At 61.3% G+C, this 16,320-nt stretch carries 19 protein-coding genes; 2 read left to right on the top strand and 17 right to left on the bottom strand.

Annotated features, from left to right (window positions below):
• Positions 1-26: 26 nt before the first annotated feature.
• The 6 genes from secA2 to ACYQ0Z_RS05400 form a co-directional block, all read right to left on the bottom strand.
• Positions 27-2,546: an accessory Sec system translocase SecA2 gene (gene secA2, locus ACYQ0Z_RS05425; RefSeq protein ID WP_459865604.1), complete on the bottom strand. Its 2,520-nt coding sequence runs from the start codon at positions 2,544-2,546 to the stop codon at positions 27-29.
• A 168-nt stretch (positions 2,547-2,714) separates the two neighbouring features.
• Positions 2,715-3,269, bottom strand: a complete 555-nt coding sequence (gene hpf, locus ACYQ0Z_RS05420) for a ribosome hibernation-promoting factor, HPF/YfiA family (protein WP_459865269.1) — start codon at positions 3,267-3,269, stop codon at positions 2,715-2,717.
• Positions 3,270-3,498: 229 nt separating this feature from the next.
• A complete protein-coding gene (locus tag ACYQ0Z_RS05415; RefSeq protein ID WP_459865267.1) occupies positions 3,499-3,702 on the bottom strand; it encodes a cold shock domain-containing protein in 204 nt (67 codons plus the stop codon).
• 174 nt (positions 3,703-3,876) lie between these two features.
• A complete protein-coding gene (locus tag ACYQ0Z_RS05410) occupies positions 3,877-4,680 on the bottom strand; it encodes a basic amino acid ABC transporter substrate-binding protein (protein WP_459865266.1) in 804 nt (267 codons plus the stop codon).
• Positions 4,681-5,063: 383 nt separating this feature from the next.
• Complete coding sequence (locus tag ACYQ0Z_RS05405; protein WP_459865264.1) at positions 5,064-5,720, bottom strand: amino acid ABC transporter permease; 657 nt, start codon at positions 5,718-5,720, stop codon at positions 5,064-5,066.
• Positions 5,721-5,874: 154 nt separating this feature from the next.
• Positions 5,875-6,681: a basic amino acid ABC transporter substrate-binding protein gene (locus ACYQ0Z_RS05400; RefSeq protein WP_459865262.1), complete on the bottom strand. Its 807-nt coding sequence runs from the start codon at positions 6,679-6,681 to the stop codon at positions 5,875-5,877.
• A 443-nt stretch (positions 6,682-7,124) separates the two neighbouring features.
• Between ACYQ0Z_RS05400 and ACYQ0Z_RS05395 the strand changes: the two genes are divergently transcribed.
• Both ACYQ0Z_RS05395 and ACYQ0Z_RS05390 read left to right on the top strand, forming a co-directional pair.
• A complete protein-coding gene (locus ACYQ0Z_RS05395; protein ID WP_459865622.1) occupies positions 7,125-7,547 on the top strand; it encodes a hypothetical protein in 423 nt (140 codons plus the stop codon).
• Positions 7,453-7,821 (top strand): tetratricopeptide repeat protein, encoded by a 369-nt coding sequence (locus ACYQ0Z_RS05390; protein ID WP_459865260.1) that lies wholly within the window; start codon positions 7,453-7,455, stop codon positions 7,819-7,821. The genes ACYQ0Z_RS05395 and ACYQ0Z_RS05390 overlap by 95 nt, the downstream gene beginning before the upstream one ends.
• A gap of 190 nt (positions 7,822-8,011) precedes the next feature.
• On the opposite strand, the gene ACYQ0Z_RS05385 is transcribed toward ACYQ0Z_RS05390, so the two are convergent.
• The 11 genes from ACYQ0Z_RS05385 to ACYQ0Z_RS05335 all read right to left on the bottom strand — a co-directional run bounded on the left by ACYQ0Z_RS05385 (position 8,012) and on the right by ACYQ0Z_RS05335 (position 16,288).
• Complete coding sequence (locus tag ACYQ0Z_RS05385) at positions 8,012-8,446, bottom strand: flagellar protein FliT (RefSeq protein WP_459865258.1); 435 nt, start codon at positions 8,444-8,446, stop codon at positions 8,012-8,014.
• Positions 8,443-8,844 carry a flagellar export chaperone FliS gene (gene fliS, locus ACYQ0Z_RS05380; RefSeq protein WP_459865256.1) on the bottom strand — a complete coding sequence of 134 codons (402 nt, stop codon included), beginning with the start codon at positions 8,842-8,844 and terminating at the stop codon, positions 8,443-8,445. Before fliS ends, ACYQ0Z_RS05385 begins: the two co-directional genes overlap by 4 nt.
• 2 nt (positions 8,845-8,846) lie before the next feature.
• Complete coding sequence (gene fliD / locus ACYQ0Z_RS05375) at positions 8,847-10,325, bottom strand: flagellar filament capping protein FliD (RefSeq protein ID WP_459865254.1); 1,479 nt, start codon at positions 10,323-10,325, stop codon at positions 8,847-8,849.
• An 18-nt stretch (positions 10,326-10,343) separates the two neighbouring features.
• Entirely contained in the window at positions 10,344-10,718 is a 375-nt protein-coding gene (locus ACYQ0Z_RS05370; protein ID WP_459865252.1) for a flagellar protein FlaG, read from the bottom strand.
• A gap of 176 nt (positions 10,719-10,894) precedes the next feature.
• On the bottom strand, positions 10,895-11,707 hold the full coding sequence (locus ACYQ0Z_RS05365; protein WP_459865250.1) for a flagellin N-terminal helical domain-containing protein: 813 nt from the start codon (positions 11,705-11,707) through the stop codon (positions 10,895-10,897).
• A 184-nt stretch (positions 11,708-11,891) separates the two neighbouring features.
• The gene (gene csrA / locus ACYQ0Z_RS05360; RefSeq protein ID WP_459865248.1) at positions 11,892-12,161 is read right to left on the bottom strand and encodes a carbon storage regulator CsrA; all 270 of its coding nucleotides are present in this window, start codon (positions 12,159-12,161) and stop codon (positions 11,892-11,894) included.
• The gene (gene fliW / locus ACYQ0Z_RS05355; RefSeq protein ID WP_459865246.1) at positions 12,161-12,616 is read right to left on the bottom strand and encodes a flagellar assembly protein FliW; all 456 of its coding nucleotides are present in this window, start codon (positions 12,614-12,616) and stop codon (positions 12,161-12,163) included. Before fliW ends, csrA begins: the two co-directional genes overlap by 1 nt.
• A gap of 69 nt (positions 12,617-12,685) precedes the next feature.
• On the bottom strand, positions 12,686-13,261 hold the full coding sequence (locus ACYQ0Z_RS05350) for a DUF6470 family protein (RefSeq protein WP_459865244.1): 576 nt from the start codon (positions 13,259-13,261) through the stop codon (positions 12,686-12,688).
• Positions 13,262-13,273: 12 nt separating this feature from the next.
• Positions 13,274-14,173, bottom strand: a complete 900-nt coding sequence (flgL, locus tag ACYQ0Z_RS05345; protein ID WP_459865242.1) for a flagellar hook-associated protein FlgL — start codon at positions 14,171-14,173, stop codon at positions 13,274-13,276.
• A gap of 15 nt (positions 14,174-14,188) precedes the next feature.
• Positions 14,189-15,748, bottom strand: a complete 1,560-nt coding sequence (gene flgK, locus ACYQ0Z_RS05340; RefSeq protein WP_459865240.1) for a flagellar hook-associated protein FlgK — start codon at positions 15,746-15,748, stop codon at positions 14,189-14,191.
• A gap of 51 nt (positions 15,749-15,799) precedes the next feature.
• Positions 15,800-16,288 carry a flagellar protein FlgN gene (locus ACYQ0Z_RS05335; protein WP_459865238.1) on the bottom strand — a complete coding sequence of 163 codons (489 nt, stop codon included), beginning with the start codon at positions 16,286-16,288 and terminating at the stop codon, positions 15,800-15,802.
• Between the last annotated feature and the right edge of the window lie 32 nt (positions 16,289-16,320).

Raw genomic sequence — 16,320 nt, 5'->3', positions numbered from 1 at the left:
CGTAGCGCGTGACCGCAGGAAGCGGGTCACGCTTCCTGGGCCCCGCAACACTTCTTATATTTCTTCCCGCTGCCGCACGGGCAGGGGTCGTTGCGCCCGATCTTCTCCACACGCACCGGCCGGCGCACCGGCTCGTCGCTGCTCGACGACCCGCCGATCGTCATCACCGGCTTCACCACTTCCTGGCGCTGCAGGTTGCCCGCCACCTGGGCGCGCATGATGTACGTGGCCACCTCTTCCTCGATGCGGGCGATCATCTCCTGGAACATGTTGTACCCCTCAAACTGATACTCGCGCAGCGGATCGGTCTGGCCGTAGGCGCGCAGGTGGATGCCCTGGCGCAGCTGGTCCATGGCGTCGATGTGGTCCATCCACTTCGAGTCCACGGCACGCAGGACAACCACCTTCTCGAACTCGCGCATGACCTCCGGACCAATCTCTTCCTCGCGCTTGGCGTACTGCTCGGCGATCTTCGCCTTCAGCACGTCGAGGATCTCTTCCCGTTCCTTGCCCCAGATCTCCTCAACTTCAAGGGGCACATCGGGCAAAAAGAGGTTCTTGGCCTGCTCGACGAGCTCGTCCAGCCGCCACTCTTCCGGCACCTGGTCATCCGGGCAATGCTCGTCGACCAGCCGCTCGGCCACGCTCTCGATCATCCCGATGACGATGTCGCGGATGTTGTCCCGCTCGAGGACCTCGCGGCGCTGCTTGTAAATCACCTCGCGCTGCTGGTTGATGACGTCGTCGTACTGGAGCACGAGGCGACGCAGGTCGAAGTTCATCCCTTCGACGCGCTTTTGGGCCGCCTCGATGGCCTTCGTCACCATGCGGCTCTCGATCGGCTGGTCATCGTCAAGCCCCAGCCGCTCCATCATGGCCATGATGTTCTCCGAGCCGAAGCGGCGCATCAGGTCGTCCTCGAGGGAGAGGAAGAATTGCGACGACCCCGGATCGCCCTGGCGCCCGGCCCGGCCGCGCAGCTGGTTGTCGATGCGCCGGCTCTCGTGCCGTTCAGTGCCAATAACATGCAGGCCGCCCAGCTCGGCCACCCCTTCACCGAGGACGATGTCCGTCCCCCGGCCAGCCATGTTCGTCGCGATGGTCACGGCCCCCCGCTGCCCGGCGCGGGCGATGATCTCCGCCTCGCGGGCGTGGTGCTTGGCATTCAGCACCTCGTGGGGGATGCCGCGTTTTTTCAGCATTTCCGACAGCCGCTCAGAGTTTTCGATCGACGTGGTGCCGACGAGAACGGGCTGACCCTTTTTGTGGCGGCGAACGATTTCTTCTACCACCGCGCGGTACTTGGCCTCCTGAGTCTTGAACACCACGTCGGGCAGATCTTTGCGAATCATCGGCTTGTTCGTCGGGATGACCACGACGTCCATGCCGTAGATCTTCTTAAACTCTTCCTCTTCCGTCTTGGCCGTACCGGTCATTCCGGCCAGCTTCTGGTACATACGGAAATAGTTCTGCAGGGTGATCGTGGCCAGCGTCATCGTCTCGTTCTGCACCTCAAGGCCCTCTTTGGCCTCGATGGCCTGGTGCAGCCCGTCGCTATAGCGCCGGCCGTGCATCAGACGGCCGGTGAACTCGTCGACGATGATCACCTGGCCGTTTTCCACCACGTAGTCCACGTCGCGCTTCATCAGCGCGTGGGCCTTCAGGGCCTGCTGGATGTGGTGGTTGAGGAGCATGTGCTCAGTATTATATAGGTTATCAATGTTAAAGTATTCCTCGGCCCGGGCGATGCCCTTTTCGGTGAGCATTACGCGGCGGTCCTTCTCGTCCACCGTGTAGTCCTCGCCGGGCTTCAGTTGCCGGACAAAGCGGTCGACCACGTAATAGAGCTCCGTCGACTTGGCCGCCTGGCCGGAGATGATGAGCGGTGTGCGGGCCTCGTCGATGAGGATGCTGTCCACCTCGTCGATGATGGCATAAAAAAGGGGCCGCTGCACGATCTGCTCCTTGTAGAGCACCATGTTGTCGCGCAGGTAGTCGAAGCCGAACTCGTTGTTCGTGCCGTAGGTGATGTCGGCCGCGTAGGCCCGCTTCTTCTCCTCCGGGCTCATCCCCTGGAGGTTGAGGCCCACGGTGAGGCCGAGAAATTCGTGTACCTTACCCATCTGCGTCGCGTCGCGCTGGGCCAGGTATTCGTTCACCGTCACCACGTGCACCCCTTTGCCCAACAGGGCGTTCAGGTAGGCCGGCAGCGTGGCGACGAGGGTTTTCCCTTCCCCGGTCTTCATTTCGGCGATGCGCCCCTGGTGCAGCACGATGCCGCCCATCAGCTGCACGTCGAAATGGCGCATGCCGAGGACGCGCTTGGCCGCCTCGCGCACAACGGCAAACGCTTCGTGCAGGATGTCATCCAGCGTCTCGCCCTGTGCCAGGCGGTTTTTGAACTCGTCGGTCTTGGCGCGCAACTGGGCGTCGGACAGACGCGCCACCTTCGGCTCCCAGTCGTTGATCTTTTCCACGTCACGCCACAAGCGTTTGACTTCCCGCTCGTTGGCGTCGCCAATCCACTTCTTTAACAGCCCCAACATGGGTTGCATCACCCCTTATCGCCTCTAAACAGGTATTATATCATCGCATCCGATAAATAGAAAAAAGAAATCGCTCCCGATCCGGCTTCCGCCGCCCCGCCAAAGCGGGTAGCCGGCGTGTAGCCTGGGGAGCGGATCACGCTTGCACCGGAGATCAAAGCGCTTTCCTTACGCCTCTGGATCAATCAACCCGTACGTGCCGTCCTTACGCCGGTACACGACATTCACGTGATGGTTCTCCGCGTTGGCAAACACGAAGAAGTTGTGGCCCAGGAGGTTCATCTGCAGCACGGCTTCCTCGGGGTCCATCGGCTTGAGGTTGAACCGCTTCACGCGGACAATGGGGATCCCCGGCTCCTCCTCTTCGTCCGCCTGTCCGTTTTCGGGCTCCGCGCCGCGGATGAGGTCCCGCAGGCTTCCATCCTGTCGAAGCTTTCGGTAAATTTTCGTTTTGTACTTGCGGATCTGCCGCTCCAGCTTGTCGACGACCAAATCGATGGACGAGTACATATCGGCGCTGGTTTCCTCGGCACGCAGCAAGAGACGCGGCAGGGAGATGGTCACCTCAACCGTGTGCGCCTCCCTCACCACCCGCATCGTGACCTGGACGTCCACATCGGGCACCTCATCAAAATACCGCTGGAGCCGGCTGACCTTCCGCTCGGCGTACTCCCGAAGGGCAGGCGTGACCTCGAGGTTCTCACCGCGGATGTTGAACCGCATTGCCGATGCCTCCTTTCCCCTTGTACCACATCTATTCTGGGTCGGAAGTCCAAAGTCCTGCCTTTCGCTTTCGGAATCCTTAACAAAATCGTGTCTATTCGACACCACATCCCATCCCTTCGACACGGCGCGCGAATGCGTACAAAAACATGAAAACCCCCGGGATCACACCCGAGGGTTTCGTGTCGACGCTCGCGTCTCGATGCTCCAGGTTGACGGACGTGACCGCTTACCCATGCAACTTGACGACGTTGGCCGCTTGCGGTCCGCGGGGGCCCTCCACAATGTCAAATTGTACGAGTTGCCCTTCTTCCAACGTCCGGAATCCGTCTTCCTGGATGGCGGTGTAGTGCACAAACACATCGCCGCCATCTTCGCGCTCAATGAACCCGTAACCCTTCTCCGCGTTAAACCATTTGACTCGACCTTGCATGAAACACAATCCTTTCCTTCTAAAAATTTACGTGAGGGCGACCCCACAGTCGTAGTGTACCACGCGGCGGAGGAAAAGTCAACGAAAATCGCCAAAAATTTTTCGCAATGCGCACGCCGCACGGCAATGCGCACACCGTATCCCTGCCGCCAAGCGGGGGGCGCCCCGGTTTTTTTATTGTTTCCCGAAATACGCGTTGTAAATCTCGTCGTACCGGCCGTTTTCCTTGATGGCCTTCAGCCCCCGGTTGATCTTGTCGAGCAGCTCCCGGTTCCCCTTCTTCACGGCAATGCCGTAGGACTCCTTCGGGAACGACGGGTCCGCGATGGCCTTAAAGTTGGCATTGGGGTTGTGCTGGATGTAATGGAGCACCACCGCGTTGTCCGCCACCACGGCGTCCACTTCTCCGATCGCCAGCGCCTGCAGGGCGTGCGGCGTCGTTTCGTAGCGCTTGATGTTCGGGGACGTCTTGCCGAGCAACGCGCTGACGGCCACGTCGCCCGTCGTTCCAGTCTGTACCCCCACGCGAAGGTTCTTCGCCTTCAGGTCGGCAAACTTCGTCACGTCGGCGTTCTGCGGAACGGCGATCAGCTGCGTGGCCTCGAAATACGGCTCGGAGAAATCCATTGTCTCCTTGCGCTCGTCGGTGATCGTGATAGCCGAAATCAGCGCATCGCGCTCGCCGTTCTGCAAGGTGATGAAAATGCCCTCCCACGCCGTGTTGACGAACTGCACGTCGAACCCGGCCACCTCGGCAATCGCCTTCATGAGGTCGATGTCGAAACCGACGATGTTGTTGTCGGCGTCCACGTACTCAAAGGGTGCATAGGCGGCGTCGGTACCCACCACGATGGTCTCCTTGCCGCCGTCACCCGCTTGCCCCGCCTGGCCCACATCGGTCGCCTTCGTCCCGCATCCAGCCGCCACCACCAGCGCCGCCAGCGCGAGGCCCGTTATCCACGTGCGCAGCCTGTTCATCTTCCGTTCCTCCCTGTCTTTCCGGTTTGTGTCGCGTTCCCCGTATCGTTTGGTCCGGCGCCGCATGATCAAACGCAACGATACATTACCACGTTAAACGGACAAACGGAAATCACGTATGAGTATACAGGCCCGAGTATACAAAATCAACAGGAATTTTCGACAAATGTCTCCCCTTTTCGAAACCCTCTTCCCGTTATCCCCACCGCTTTCCACATGACGATTCCCGATGCGATCCGTTATGCACAGGGTTGTCCACACAATCCACAAACCCGTTTTCCACAACGGTTGTTTCCTTTCCCGGCCACGCCTTCCCTTCTTCCCATTCCTACGATACAAAAAAACGCGGGGCGATCTCCCGCGCTGTTCACAACCGCTTACGCTTATCGGGTCGAATCGCGCGCCTCCAGCTTCGACACCAGCCGCGCCAGGAGCAACGTAACCACGAGGTACAACACCGCCGCCGTCAGGTACGGCTCCCATGCCCGCGAGGTGGCGCCCATCACCGTCTTCGACGCATACATCAGCTCCGGGAAGGAGATGACCATGAGCAGCGAGGAATCCTTGAGCAGCATGATGGCCTCGTTGCCGAGGGGCGGCAGCATGCGCCTGAAGGCCTGCGGCAGGATGACGTAGCGCATCGCCTGGCTGTAACGCATGCCCAACGACCGGGCCGCCTCCATCTGGCCGCGGTCGATGGACTGAATGCCGGCGCGAAAGATCTCGGCGATGTACGCGGCGCTGTTCAGGCTGAGGGCGGTGATGCCCGACACCCACACGCCGAGGGACTGGCCAAACAACGTGGGGATGAGGGCGAAATGGATGATGAAGATCTGCACCAGGAGCGGCGTGCCGCGGAAAAAGTTGATGTAGGTGACAATCGGAGCGCGCAACCACGTGCGCTTTGACAGGCGCCCCATGCCGAGAAACATGCCGAACACGGTGCCGATCAGGATCGACACCGCAGTGATGGAGACGGCGCGAAAAAAGCCCTCCGCATATAGCGGGGCGTAGTCCACGATGATGCTCCAATCCAGCATCTCTCAATCCTCCTCGGGGCAACGACCCAAATCGCGTCGTGATTGGCAGATGGACGGCACCCGAACCGTACGCACACCCGTCCTTGAAAACGGAAAGCACGACGGCACCGCCCTGGACGCGCGGGCCGTCGGTGCTTTCGTACGTCCGGTCGCTTCAGCCTGCTTTGCCGAAATACTTTTCGTACAACTGGTCGTACGTGCCGTTTTCCTTGAGCGTTTTCAGGGCCTGGTTGATCTTGTCGAGCAGCTCCTTGTTCCCCTTCTTCACAGCAATGCCATAGTACTCCTTCGGGAATGCCTCGTCGGCCACTGTTTTCAGCTTGACACCGGGATTGTTTTTGAGGTAGTTCTGCACCACGGCGTTGTCGGCCACCACCGCGTCGACATCGCCGATCTGCAGCGCCTGCATCGCGTTGGGCACCGCCTCGTACCGCTTGATGTTCGACGAGGTTTTGCCCAGCAGCTCGCTCACGATGATATCGGCCGTCGATCCGGTTTGCACGCCTACGGTCATGTTCTGGTCCTTCAGGTCGGCAAATTGCGTGATATTGGCGTCTTCCCGCACGGCGATGAGCTGCTCCGCTTCAAAATACGGTTCGGAAAAATCCATCGTTTCCTTGCGCTCGTCGGTGATGGTGATCCCCGAAATCAGTACGTCGGTCTCCCCGTTTTGGAGCGTCAGGAACAGCCCTTCCCACGAGATGTCCTTGAACTGCACCGCGAAGCCCGCTTCCTCGGCGATGGCCTTCATCAGGTCGATGTCAAAGCCGGTCAGCTGATTGTTCGCATCGACATACTCAAAGGGCGCAAACGCCGCGTTCGTGCCGACAATGAGGGTTTTTTTCCCGTCAGCCGCCTCCCCGTCCGCTCCCGTTTGTGCCGTTTGCTGCATGCCGCAACCGACCGCGATGAGGACAAGAGCCAATAGCCAGACAATCAGCGTTCCGTAACGAAGGCGCATGCGTCCTCTCCTCCTTCGGTTTCCGCAAGATCAATCAGCATGATTATACGAAGAACTGCATAGAAACGCAACGGAAATCTGTGCAACACCGCTTATCCCCAATGCATCCCCACCACTCTCCACAGGCGCAACCCGCAAGCCATCAGTTATGCACAGACTTGTCCACATTGTCCACAACCAATTTGTCCACGTTACCCACAAGCCCACGTTACGGTTTTGTTGTCAAGGAGCCACATTGCCTTAATTTATGACGGATTATTTGCGCTATTCGATAATTGAAAGCGATTTTCCTTCTGAAAAAATATACATTTCGTCGAGGCTTTCTATAACGACTCATTCCCTTCGCAAACGCCGGTTGCAACACACGTTGCGAATGAATACAGAAATCCACGACCCTCAACCATAGGAATTCCTGTATAATGGAAGGGAATGGGGGTGAAACCATGCGATCAATTGCGCCCTGGGGGATTGCTGTACTTCTTGGTGTTCTCGTTGGGTTCCTGGTGATCACATCGGGAAGCCGCGGCCATCTTGACGTCAGCCACCTCAACTATTTGCTTACGGTCGTGGCCGCTGCCAGCGCCTTGGGCGGAATCGCCTTTGCCCTGTATGGTTGGATCACCGCCCGAGAATTGCCCGGCATGATCGAAAAAGAAGTCAACCGACACGTGCAACAAGTCAAGAAATCGCTTGCCGATCAACTTTACCGTCAGCAGGAAGCAATGCAAAAATTGTTGGCCGCCTACCAAGTAAACGACACCAATCAAAAGATTGCCCTGCTTGAACAGGCGATCGCCGTTGACCCTACCGTCTACAACCTACAACGTCTACATCGCGCTGGGGTATGCATATTGGGAAAAGGGTGATGTCCTCAAAGCCGCAGAATGCTTTCTCAAAGATTTGGAACTCCACCCCGACAACTACCAAGCGGCATGCGACCTGGCGGCCTTGTACGCCGGTCAACAGGAGTGGACCTCTGCCCTCAGCTGGATGAAGGAGGCCATTCGACGTAACCCATCGGTATGGCGGTATTTTGAGGAGGATCGGCGCTTGGAAGGGTTGCGCCAGCATCAGCGCAACGCGTACGACACGATCCTTGCGGAAGCTAAAAAACAAGAGGAAACACAAAAGCCATTCTGACGGTGAACAGACCGAAGCACTCCCGGTTGAAACGGGGGTGCTTTTTTATCCCCCTTGTCCTCATCCACATGGAAGTCCGCCAAGCGGTGAAAAGCAGGGACAAAAAACATCCCCCGGCTACCGCCCGGGGTTCCCTTTCTTCGCATCGCAAACAAGCATGGCCCGGCATTTTGGCTTGGGCAGCAAAAAATTAAATTGATCGGTCCACAAACACCGCCGCGGAAACGGCGCCCTGGTACGCCGCCTGCTGGCGCTTGGCCGCGCGGAGCTGGCCAACCTGTGCACCCAGCCGCGTGTGGAGGTCGCGCATGGCCGCGCGCACCGCCTCGTCGTGGGTCAAGATGGCCCGCACGGCCCGCCGGACGTCGGGGTCGCCTTCCAGGTGCGGGTGGGCCTTCAGGATGGAAACCAGCGCCTCCCGCGCGGCGACAAGGGCCTCGGCCCGCTCCACCGCGTCGTCGACGCCGATCGCCGGGCCGGGTTGCCCGGCCGCCGGGTCGCTGGAGCCAAGCGGGTCCTGCGACTGCCCCGCGCTCCCGTTGCCCACGGCGTTGAGGAAGGCCCGCGTCTGCGCCAGCACCGCCTCGCACTGGCGCAGGGCGGCGGCGCGAACGTCTCCGCTCATCGCTTCGCGCCGCCCTCGGCCAGGGCCATCTGCCCGGCCACCTGCTTGGCCGCCTGGGCCCAGGCGTCGCGCAGCTCCTCGAGGTAACCCAGCAGCTCCTCCAGCGGCGCGGGATCCTTCTTCACGTTGGCTTGGATGAGCAGGTGGAGGAAATAGTCGTAGAGGGCCATGAGGTTTTGGGCGATCGGATACGAGGGGTCGAGGGTGACCATCCACTCGCGCACGATGTCCTGCACCCGCAGGTTGGCCTCGTGGGCCTCCTGGATGCGCTTTTCCTTAGTGGCGGCAATCGCCTGCTTGGTGAAGCGGATGGCCCCGTCATACAGCATGAGCAGGAGCTGCGCCGGCGTCGCTGTCTGCACCACCTGTTGGCGATACTGCTGCATGGTCGGGTTCATCCTTACACACCTCCGCCGAACCGCTGCGCCAGGAACATCGCCTGCATGTTGTAGCGGCTGATGGCCTGCTCCATGGCCGTGAACTGCCGGTAGTACTTGTTCTCGATGTCGATGAGCTTCTGCTCCCACGCCGAGATGCGTGCATTGAGGTCGCGCAGCTGCCAGCCAAGCACGCTGCTGTCGAGCACGTTCGGGTCGCTGCCGGCCTTGCGCGTCACCTCTCTCATCGCCTGGGCCACGCGGTCGTACAGGTGAACGGCGATGCCCTTTTCCGCTACCGTCGTGCCATCCTGCTGGAAGAGCTTCTTCACCGCCTCGATATCCGTTTCGATTGCCTGCCGCAGCTTTGCCTCGTCAATATACAGCTTCCCGTTGTCCAGATAGCTGAGGGAACGGATGCCGATCGACGCCAGGGAGTTCACCGCGCTGCTGCCCGTGCTGTACACAGCAGTGGCGATGGACCGCAGGCTCTGCTCCAGCGCCTGCAGCACGCTGTCGCCGCGCAGGAGGCCGCTCTTGGCCTTCTCCTCCCACAGCTTGATCTGCTCCTCGGTCATCTCCTTCTTCTGTTCCTCGGTGAGCGGAAGGTAGTCGCGGTAGCGCTTCTCGGTGAGCTTGGTCTGGATCAGCGACAGCGTCTCGTTGTACGTGTCGACAAAGGCCTTGATCTTCGCCACCACGGCGTCGACGTCGGTGCGGACGGTGAGGGTGGCCGTGCCCACCGCCTTCAGGGTGATCGTGATGCCGTTCACGGTGAGGGTGTTCGTGTTCTGCTCTGACTCAAGGCCGTTGATCGTGACGATCGCCTTCTGGGCAGCGGTCTCGTTTACGCCGCTGCTTAAGCCAAGCACCGTCCCCAGAAAGCCACTGCCGCCATCGTCAAAGGTGATCTTGTCGCCATCACGGTTCGGACCGTTGACCCACCCCGCCTCTTTCGCGGTAAAGGAAATCCTGTTGTTGGCCGCGTCGTAGTAGGCCGTCACGCCGGCGCTGCTCGTGTTGATCTTGTGGAGCAGCGTGTTGAGGGAATCGGTGCTGGCGTCGCCGGTGATCGTCACGCCGTTGATGGTGAGGGAATACGTTCCCGTCCAAAGGCCGAGGGAGGCGAGCGTAGCATTGGGATCGGTCATCCGGGCGTCCAGCGTGTCGCTGATCGTCCGCGCCGCCGTGGCCACCTGTTTCACCTCGACGGTGATCACCCCGTCAAGGGCCCCGCCCGTGGCTTTAGCGCTGACGGCGTTTGCGTCGCCCGTAATGTCGATCTGCTTGAGGTTGAGCGCACTGGAGAGCCTCAGGTCGAAGGCGGCGTTGCGCAACTTGAGCAGCTGGCTGTTGATGGACAGGTACGCCTCGCGCTGCCACTGCACGAGCTGCTTTTTTTGCACCAGGCGCGTAAGGGGAATGCGCTCCGCTTTCATGAGATCGGAGACGATCTGGTCGATGTCGAGGCCCGAGGCGAAACCGGTAATGCGCATCACCATGCGGAATCACCTCCTCGGTTAACGTCTCTCGTCGATCAGGAGCCCCGCCATCTCCCACAGCTTGGCTACCAGGTCGAGAATTTTTTCCGGCGGAATTTCCTTAATCACTTCCTGGGTCTCGCTGTTGATGATGCGGACGATGATGGCCTTCGTTTCTTTGTGGATGGAAAACTCCAAGTGGGTATGGTTGTTGAGGAAGAAGCGGTTAGCCTGTTCCACCTGCTCAACGAGTTGATCGAAGGACATTTCGAGCAGTTTAGCGGGTTGGGAGTTAACAGGCCGAACCGGCAAGGCGGAATCCTCCCGCATCCTCCGTTGCCCATGCTCCGAAACCGGCACGAACGAGGACGTCTCCCCCACTCGCCCCATTCCAATCCCCTGCACGGCCGACATGCACGGGGCACCTCCCTCCACAATTGATGGCTTCACTTTTCCTATCGGCAGAATTCCGAAACCATTTGAGAGATGGGATGGTCCCCATGACATGCCTCGCGATCCCAGGTAGCTCGTTTTTAACCTTTATAAAAAAGGGCCGGTCTGAACGACCGACCCGGAACTCCGATTGAGGTTTAGCGCAGCAGCTGCAGCACGGCCTGCGGCGTTTGGTTGGCCTGGGCCAGCATGGCCGTGGCCGCCTGCACGAGGATGTTGTTCTTCGTGAATTCCATCATTTCCTTGGCCATGTCGACGTCGCAGATGCGCGATTCCGCCGCCGTCAGGTTCTCGGCCGCCGTGCCCAGGTTGTTGATGGTATGCTCGAGGCGGTTTTGGTAAGCGCCGAGTTTGGAACGCTCGGTCGAAACTTTTTCAATGGCGGTGTCAATGGTTTCAATCGCATTGTTGGCACCGGCTTGGTCGGAGATGTCAACGCCATCAACACCCAACGAAGCAGCGTCCATCGCCTCAATCGTCAGCTGGATATTTTGATCTTTGTTGGCCCCAATATGGAACACTTTGCTGGAGAAGGTGCCATCCAGCAATTTTTGGGTGTTAAACTCGGTCGTGTTGGCAATCCGATTGATTTCCGCGATCAGTTGGGTAATCTCATCTTGCAGCGCCGTACGGTCCGCATCAACGTTCGTGTCGTTCGCGGACTGCACCGCCAGCTCGCGCATGCGCTGCAAAATGGCGTGCACTTCATTCAGGGCACCCTCGGCCGTTTGGATCAACGAAATGGCATCCTGTGCGTTCTTCGACGCCATCTCGAGACCCCGAATCTGGCTCCGCATTTTTTCGGAGATGGCCAGACCGGCCGCGTCGTCACCGGCGCGGTTGATGCGCAGACCCGAGGACAGCTTCTCGAGGGACTTGGCCACCGACGTGTTGTTCAGTGCCAGCTGCCGATAGGTGTTCAGCGCGCTGATGTTGTGGTTGATGCGCATGACTCCTTCCTCCTCCGTGAAAATGGTTTCTCGCCACGTCCCTGTGGCGACTAGGCAGCAGTGCGCCGCATCGGCCGCATGCGGCACCGCTTCTACTGGTGAGATCGACCGAATTCTTGGGCGGTTTGAGATTCCGGCGAACCCATAACGGCGAAAAATCGCAGATCATGGGCGAGTTCTGCCGCTATTCTCCTTCTTGCCCCTCGTTTTCTCCGCCTTGCGCCTCGCTTCGCCGCTGCCACCACGCCGCCAGTTGCGCCAGTTCGCCCACCGACTGGGCCGCTTCACGGTTCTCGTCCTGGATGGCCAGGTACACCTCCTTGCGGTGCACGGCTATACTGCGCGGCGCGCGAATGCCCAGCTTCACCTGCTCACCCCGCACCTCGAGGACGGTCACCTCAATGTCCTGCCCGATGACGATCGACTCGCCCACTTTCCGCGTCAGCACCAGCATCAGCGGCCGCTCCCTTCTGCCGGCTGGCCCAACGTCACCTGCCGGTTCCCCGAAACCGCAAGAGGTTCTGTGAGGGGGTGGCGCAGCGAATAGGGGCCGTCGTGGAGCACCACCTGCCGGCCCACGCGCGTGCGCCCGTTGATGACGATCGGCGCCATCAAGTTGACCGTCGAGCACTCGAGGGGCTCCCGCACCACCACCACGGCGCGGACAATGGCCTCCTCCGGCGCGCGCAGGTCGAGGGCTTCCACCTCGGCATCGGGCAAGTCGACCGCATACCCCGGGTACCACCGGAACGGATCCAGGGTAACAAGGCGGATATCAGGGTTGTCGACGGCCTGCAGCACGTCAAAGGGCGCATCCGCGCCGAGGGAAACCAGACAAAAACGCCGGACACCTTCCAGGCCCGGCAATCCTTCGGGAAAAGTGATGATCTTGTCCGCAGGCAGCGTCATGCACGTAACCTCCACATTTGTTTAAGAATTCATCTATCAGGAAACCACAAGATGGGATGCCGCGGCGGCTCAGGCTCGGCGGTCCACCCGCGGCATCACCACCGTGATTTCCAGCCGCTGCTTTTGCAGCAGGTAGGGGTTCACCTCGCCCGGGATGTACCGGTGCACGGGCCTGTACATCTTGGGATCAAAAAACGCACCGCCGAGCTCCCAGTGCAGCACCAGCCGCGTGGGCACATAGCGCATCTTCACGCTGAAAGGCGGCGGCATAAGGGTGATGGTGAAGTCGGCCGGCGGCGACAGCGCCTTCTCGGTGGCGATAGCCGCGATGACATTCTCGCCCGTTTCGATGGCTTGCATCCGATCGCCCTCTTCCGCGATGCGGGCGATGCCCTCCAGGGCGGCCGCACGCCCCTCAGCGGCACAGTCGCGCGTCAGCGTGAGGGGGTCTTTCAGTCCCGATGCGGCCCACGCCTGCGACTGGTCGATGACGAGACGGCCCGGCACGCGCTCGATGGAAAGGCGCGCCGGGCGCTGCGTAAGGCCGAGATCGGGCTTCGGCTGCGCGATTTCCTGCACCGGGTGGGTGATCTCCAGGCCCAGGCGGGCGAAGGTCTGGCGGATTTCCAGGCGCGCAAGCTGCACGGCGGCCCCTCCTCACCGCAGGAAGTCCACGAGCGAGGGCTGGATGATCCGCGCCCCGGCGGCCAGGGCGGCGCGGTAGACGTTCTCCGCCATCTTCAGGTAGGTGATCACCTCGGCCATGTCGGCGTCTTCCTCCTTCGACAGGAGGCGCATCACGTTCACCTCGTCGGCTTCGAGGCGATACCGAATCAGCTCGAAGCGGTTCATCCGCGCCCCCACGGTGGCCCGCACGGCGAGGAGGTTGTCCAGCTGGTCATCCAGCTTGCCGAGCTGCGCGTTGAGGTCCACCGTTGCATCGCCATCCAGGCCGCGGGCAATGGCGTCGAGGATGCCAAAAATACCATTTGCCGCGTCGGGCACGGCAAACACGTCCTTCCCCAGCACGTTGATCGGCAGATAGATGCCCTTGCCGATCTCCACGAGAATGTCCTGGCCGTTCTGGTTGATCCACGTTCCCGTCTGCGCGTCGTAGGGCGGATTCTTCGTGTCCGTGCCGGCGAAGATGTACCGCCCGGCCACGGCGGTGTTGGCCACGTGGCCGAGCTGCTCCTTGATCTGGGCGATCTCCTTGGCCATGGCCGCCCGGTCTTCGGCGGTCATCGCCCCCCCGTTGAGGCCGCGCACGAGGAGCTCCCGCGCCCGCTGCAGGAGGTTGGTCGCCTCGTCGAGGGCGTTGTCCGTCATCTCCAGCCACGTCAGCCCCTCGTCGACGTTGCGCTTGAACTGCTCGATCTCCACCAGCGCCGAACGGTAGGTCATGCCGCGGACGGCGACGACGGGGTCGTCGGAGGGTTTGGCAATCTTGCGGCCGGTGGACAGCTGGTTCTGCAGCTTGTCCAGCGAAGCGAGGTTGCGGGAGAGGTTCTGCAAGAACGTGCGGGTCAGCATCGACTGGGTGATGCGCACGGTCATGGTTTCCTACCCCCTTTACAGGCCGACGCGGCCCATGCCGTTGATGACGCGGTTGAGCATCTCGTCGAGGGCCGTGATCAGGCGCGCCGCGGCGTTGTAGGCGTGCTGGAATTTTACCAGGTTGGCCAGCTCCTCGTCGAGGGAGACGCCGGAGACGGACTGGCGCCGGTTGTCGATCTCCCCGGCAAGAAGCTCGCTGTTGGCCTTCATGCGCTGGGCTTCCTGGGAATCGACACCCAGCTGGGCGATGGTGTAGCGGTAGAAATCGTCGAGCGTCGACGTCTCGGGCAGGCCCTCGGTGATCGTCTTGAACTTGATCGCCGCGATGGCACGGGCGGTGGAACCGTCCCCCTCGGAGGAGATGCCCGTGTTCGGGTCCGGCGTGGCGGCGGCGATCTTGTTGAGCGACGCCAGGATGAGCGGGTTGACCATCACATTGGCGGCGTCGGTGGGGTCGGGAATGGTGGTGGGGTCGAGGTTCGGGTCGTTCAGGGCGTTCGGGTTGGCCTCGTACCACGCGCGGTCGATGAAGAAGGGCAGGCGGTCGAGGGCGGCATTGGGGTCTGCCTGCCGGTTCTGGATGTCGTCGAGGTTCATCCCTGCGCGGTGCAGGTCGTTGATCTCCTTGGCCAACACGACGGCGAGGTTGTTCAGCCGCTCGAGGAACGACGGGATGATGCCGACCGGCTTGCCGTCCACCACCTGGCCGCGCGCTTCGAGATGGCCGAGAAGCTCGCCCGACGTCAGCACAAGGTCGTTGCCGCCGAGGCGCACCGCGTACAGCCCCTGGTCATCGGCCACGGCGGCTAGCGTGTTCGCCGTGATTCCGTCCACCAGCACCTGGTTCATCGCCGGGTCGCCAATATACACCTTGATCATCCCGTTCGCCGCCGGCTCGGTGCGAATGTCGACAAGTTTGGCCAGACGATCCAGGAGCACGTCGCGCTGGTCATAGAGGTCGTTGGGCTGGTAACCGTGGGGCACTACCTGGGCAATCTGCAGGTTCAGGTCGCGAATTTGTGCGGCGATGGAATTGATTTCGGTCACCTTGGCACGTATCGCTTCGTTCAGCTCGTTCTGGTACTCCACCAGACCGCGGTGCAACGCGGCCAGCGTCTCGGCCACCGCCACGCCGCGCTGGCGCACCACGGCGCGGGCGGCCAGGCTTTCCGGTTCCTTGGCCAGGTCCTGCCACGCCTGCCAGAAGCTATCGAGTACCGCCTGCAGGCCGCTTTCCGACGGCTCGTTAAACAGCACCTCCAGCCTCGACAATGCGTCGGCCTTCGCCGTCCAGTAGCCGGCGTACTTAGCCTGCCCCCGGTACTGCACGTCGAGAAAGTCAACGCGCATCCGCTCCAGGGCAGCCACCGTCACCCCCGTGCCGACCTGCCCCGGCGCGCGGTCGACCTGCCACCCAGGGTAAGGAATCGGCAGTGACGTCTGCAGGTGCGCCCGCTGGCGGGTGTAGCCCTCCGTGTGGGCGTTGGCGATGTTGTGCCCCGTCGTGTGCATCGCCGCCTGTTGGGCAAAGAGAGCCCGCTTGCCGACTTCCAGTCCGTGAAACGTCGATCGCATCGCCCTCTCGCTCCCCTCCCGGTCACACTGTGTCCTTTCCCTTCCGCTTCATCACACCTTCTGGTCAAACAACGAATGGTGGGGCACCATGCCGGAACCTCCCGGTGCATAGGTCACCTCGCCGCGCCGCGCGTCGGCCAGAAGGGACAATGAGGCCTCGACGTGCGCCAGCGCGTCGGCCAAAAGCTCCTGGTTGTGGCCGTTTTCCCGCTTGAGGCGGGCCAGGAGCGCGGATAGCTCCCGGCCGAGTGCCTCGGCTTCGGCGCGCGCCCCCGGGTCGGACAGGCGCCGTACCAGTTCCGACAGCGTGACCGAGTCTGCCGCCAGTCCCCAGCGCCGGCACGCCTCGGCGACCAGCGCCGCACGCGTCTCCTCCAGCTCGGCGAGGTGCCGCACGCACGCACGCTCGCGCCGCACCACGTCCTGCAGGTGCGCCACGTCGCCGCGCAGAAGCGCCGCGCGCGTTTCCTCCGCGCAGCGCAAGAGGTCCCGGTGCACATCAAGATAGCGCCGCAAAAGGTCAAGAAGTTGCGTTTCCATGTTGCTCGCTCCCCGCGCCGCAAGCATTCGTT

The sequence above is a fragment of the Calditerricola yamamurae genome (assembly GCF_054654135.1).
This window is presented reverse-complemented; position numbering and strand designations above follow the sequence as displayed.

Excerpts from the sequence above, each read along its gene's own strand:
- flgL (WP_459865242.1), bottom strand. The coding sequence starts at position 14,173 with ATGACCGTGCGCATCACCCAGTCGATGCTGACCCGCACGTTCTTGCAG.
- ACYQ0Z_RS05370 (WP_459865252.1), bottom strand. The coding sequence starts at position 10,718 with ATGTCGGCCGTGCAGGGGATTGGAATGGGGCGAGTGGGGGAGACGTCC.
- secA2 (WP_459865604.1), bottom strand. The coding sequence starts at position 2,546 with ATGTTGGGGCTGTTAAAGAAGTGGATTGGCGACGCCAACGAGCGGGAA.
- csrA (WP_459865248.1), bottom strand. The coding sequence starts at position 12,161 with ATGCTGGTGCTGACGCGGAAAGTGGGCGAGTCGATCGTCATCGGGCAG.
- ACYQ0Z_RS05395 (WP_459865622.1), top strand. The coding sequence starts at position 7,125 with ATGCGATCAATTGCGCCCTGGGGGATTGCTGTACTTCTTGGTGTTCTC.
- fliW (WP_459865246.1), bottom strand. The coding sequence starts at position 12,616 with ATGACGCTGCCTGCGGACAAGATCATCACTTTTCCCGAAGGATTGCCG.
- fliS (WP_459865256.1), bottom strand. The coding sequence starts at position 8,844 with ATGAACCCGACCATGCAGCAGTATCGCCAACAGGTGGTGCAGACAGCG.
- fliD (WP_459865254.1), bottom strand. The coding sequence starts at position 10,325 with ATGGTGATGCGCATTACCGGTTTCGCCTCGGGCCTCGACATCGACCAG.
- ACYQ0Z_RS05335 (WP_459865238.1), bottom strand. The coding sequence starts at position 16,288 with ATGGAAACGCAACTTCTTGACCTTTTGCGGCGCTATCTTGATGTGCAC.
- flgK (WP_459865240.1), bottom strand. The coding sequence starts at position 15,748 with ATGCGATCGACGTTTCACGGACTGGAAGTCGGCAAGCGGGCTCTCTTT.
- ACYQ0Z_RS05405 (WP_459865264.1), bottom strand. The coding sequence starts at position 5,720 with ATGCTGGATTGGAGCATCATCGTGGACTACGCCCCGCTATATGCGGAG.
- ACYQ0Z_RS05415 (WP_459865267.1), bottom strand. The coding sequence starts at position 3,702 with ATGCAAGGTCGAGTCAAATGGTTTAACGCGGAGAAGGGTTACGGGTTC.
- hpf (WP_459865269.1), bottom strand. The coding sequence starts at position 3,269 with ATGCGGTTCAACATCCGCGGTGAGAACCTCGAGGTCACGCCTGCCCTT.
- ACYQ0Z_RS05365 (WP_459865250.1), bottom strand. The coding sequence starts at position 11,707 with ATGCGCATCAACCACAACATCAGCGCGCTGAACACCTATCGGCAGCTG.
- ACYQ0Z_RS05410 (WP_459865266.1), bottom strand. The coding sequence starts at position 4,680 with ATGAACAGGCTGCGCACGTGGATAACGGGCCTCGCGCTGGCGGCGCTG.
- ACYQ0Z_RS05385 (WP_459865258.1), bottom strand. The coding sequence starts at position 8,446 with ATGAGCGGAGACGTTCGCGCCGCCGCCCTGCGCCAGTGCGAGGCGGTG.
- ACYQ0Z_RS05400 (WP_459865262.1), bottom strand. The coding sequence starts at position 6,681 with ATGCGCCTTCGTTACGGAACGCTGATTGTCTGGCTATTGGCTCTTGTC.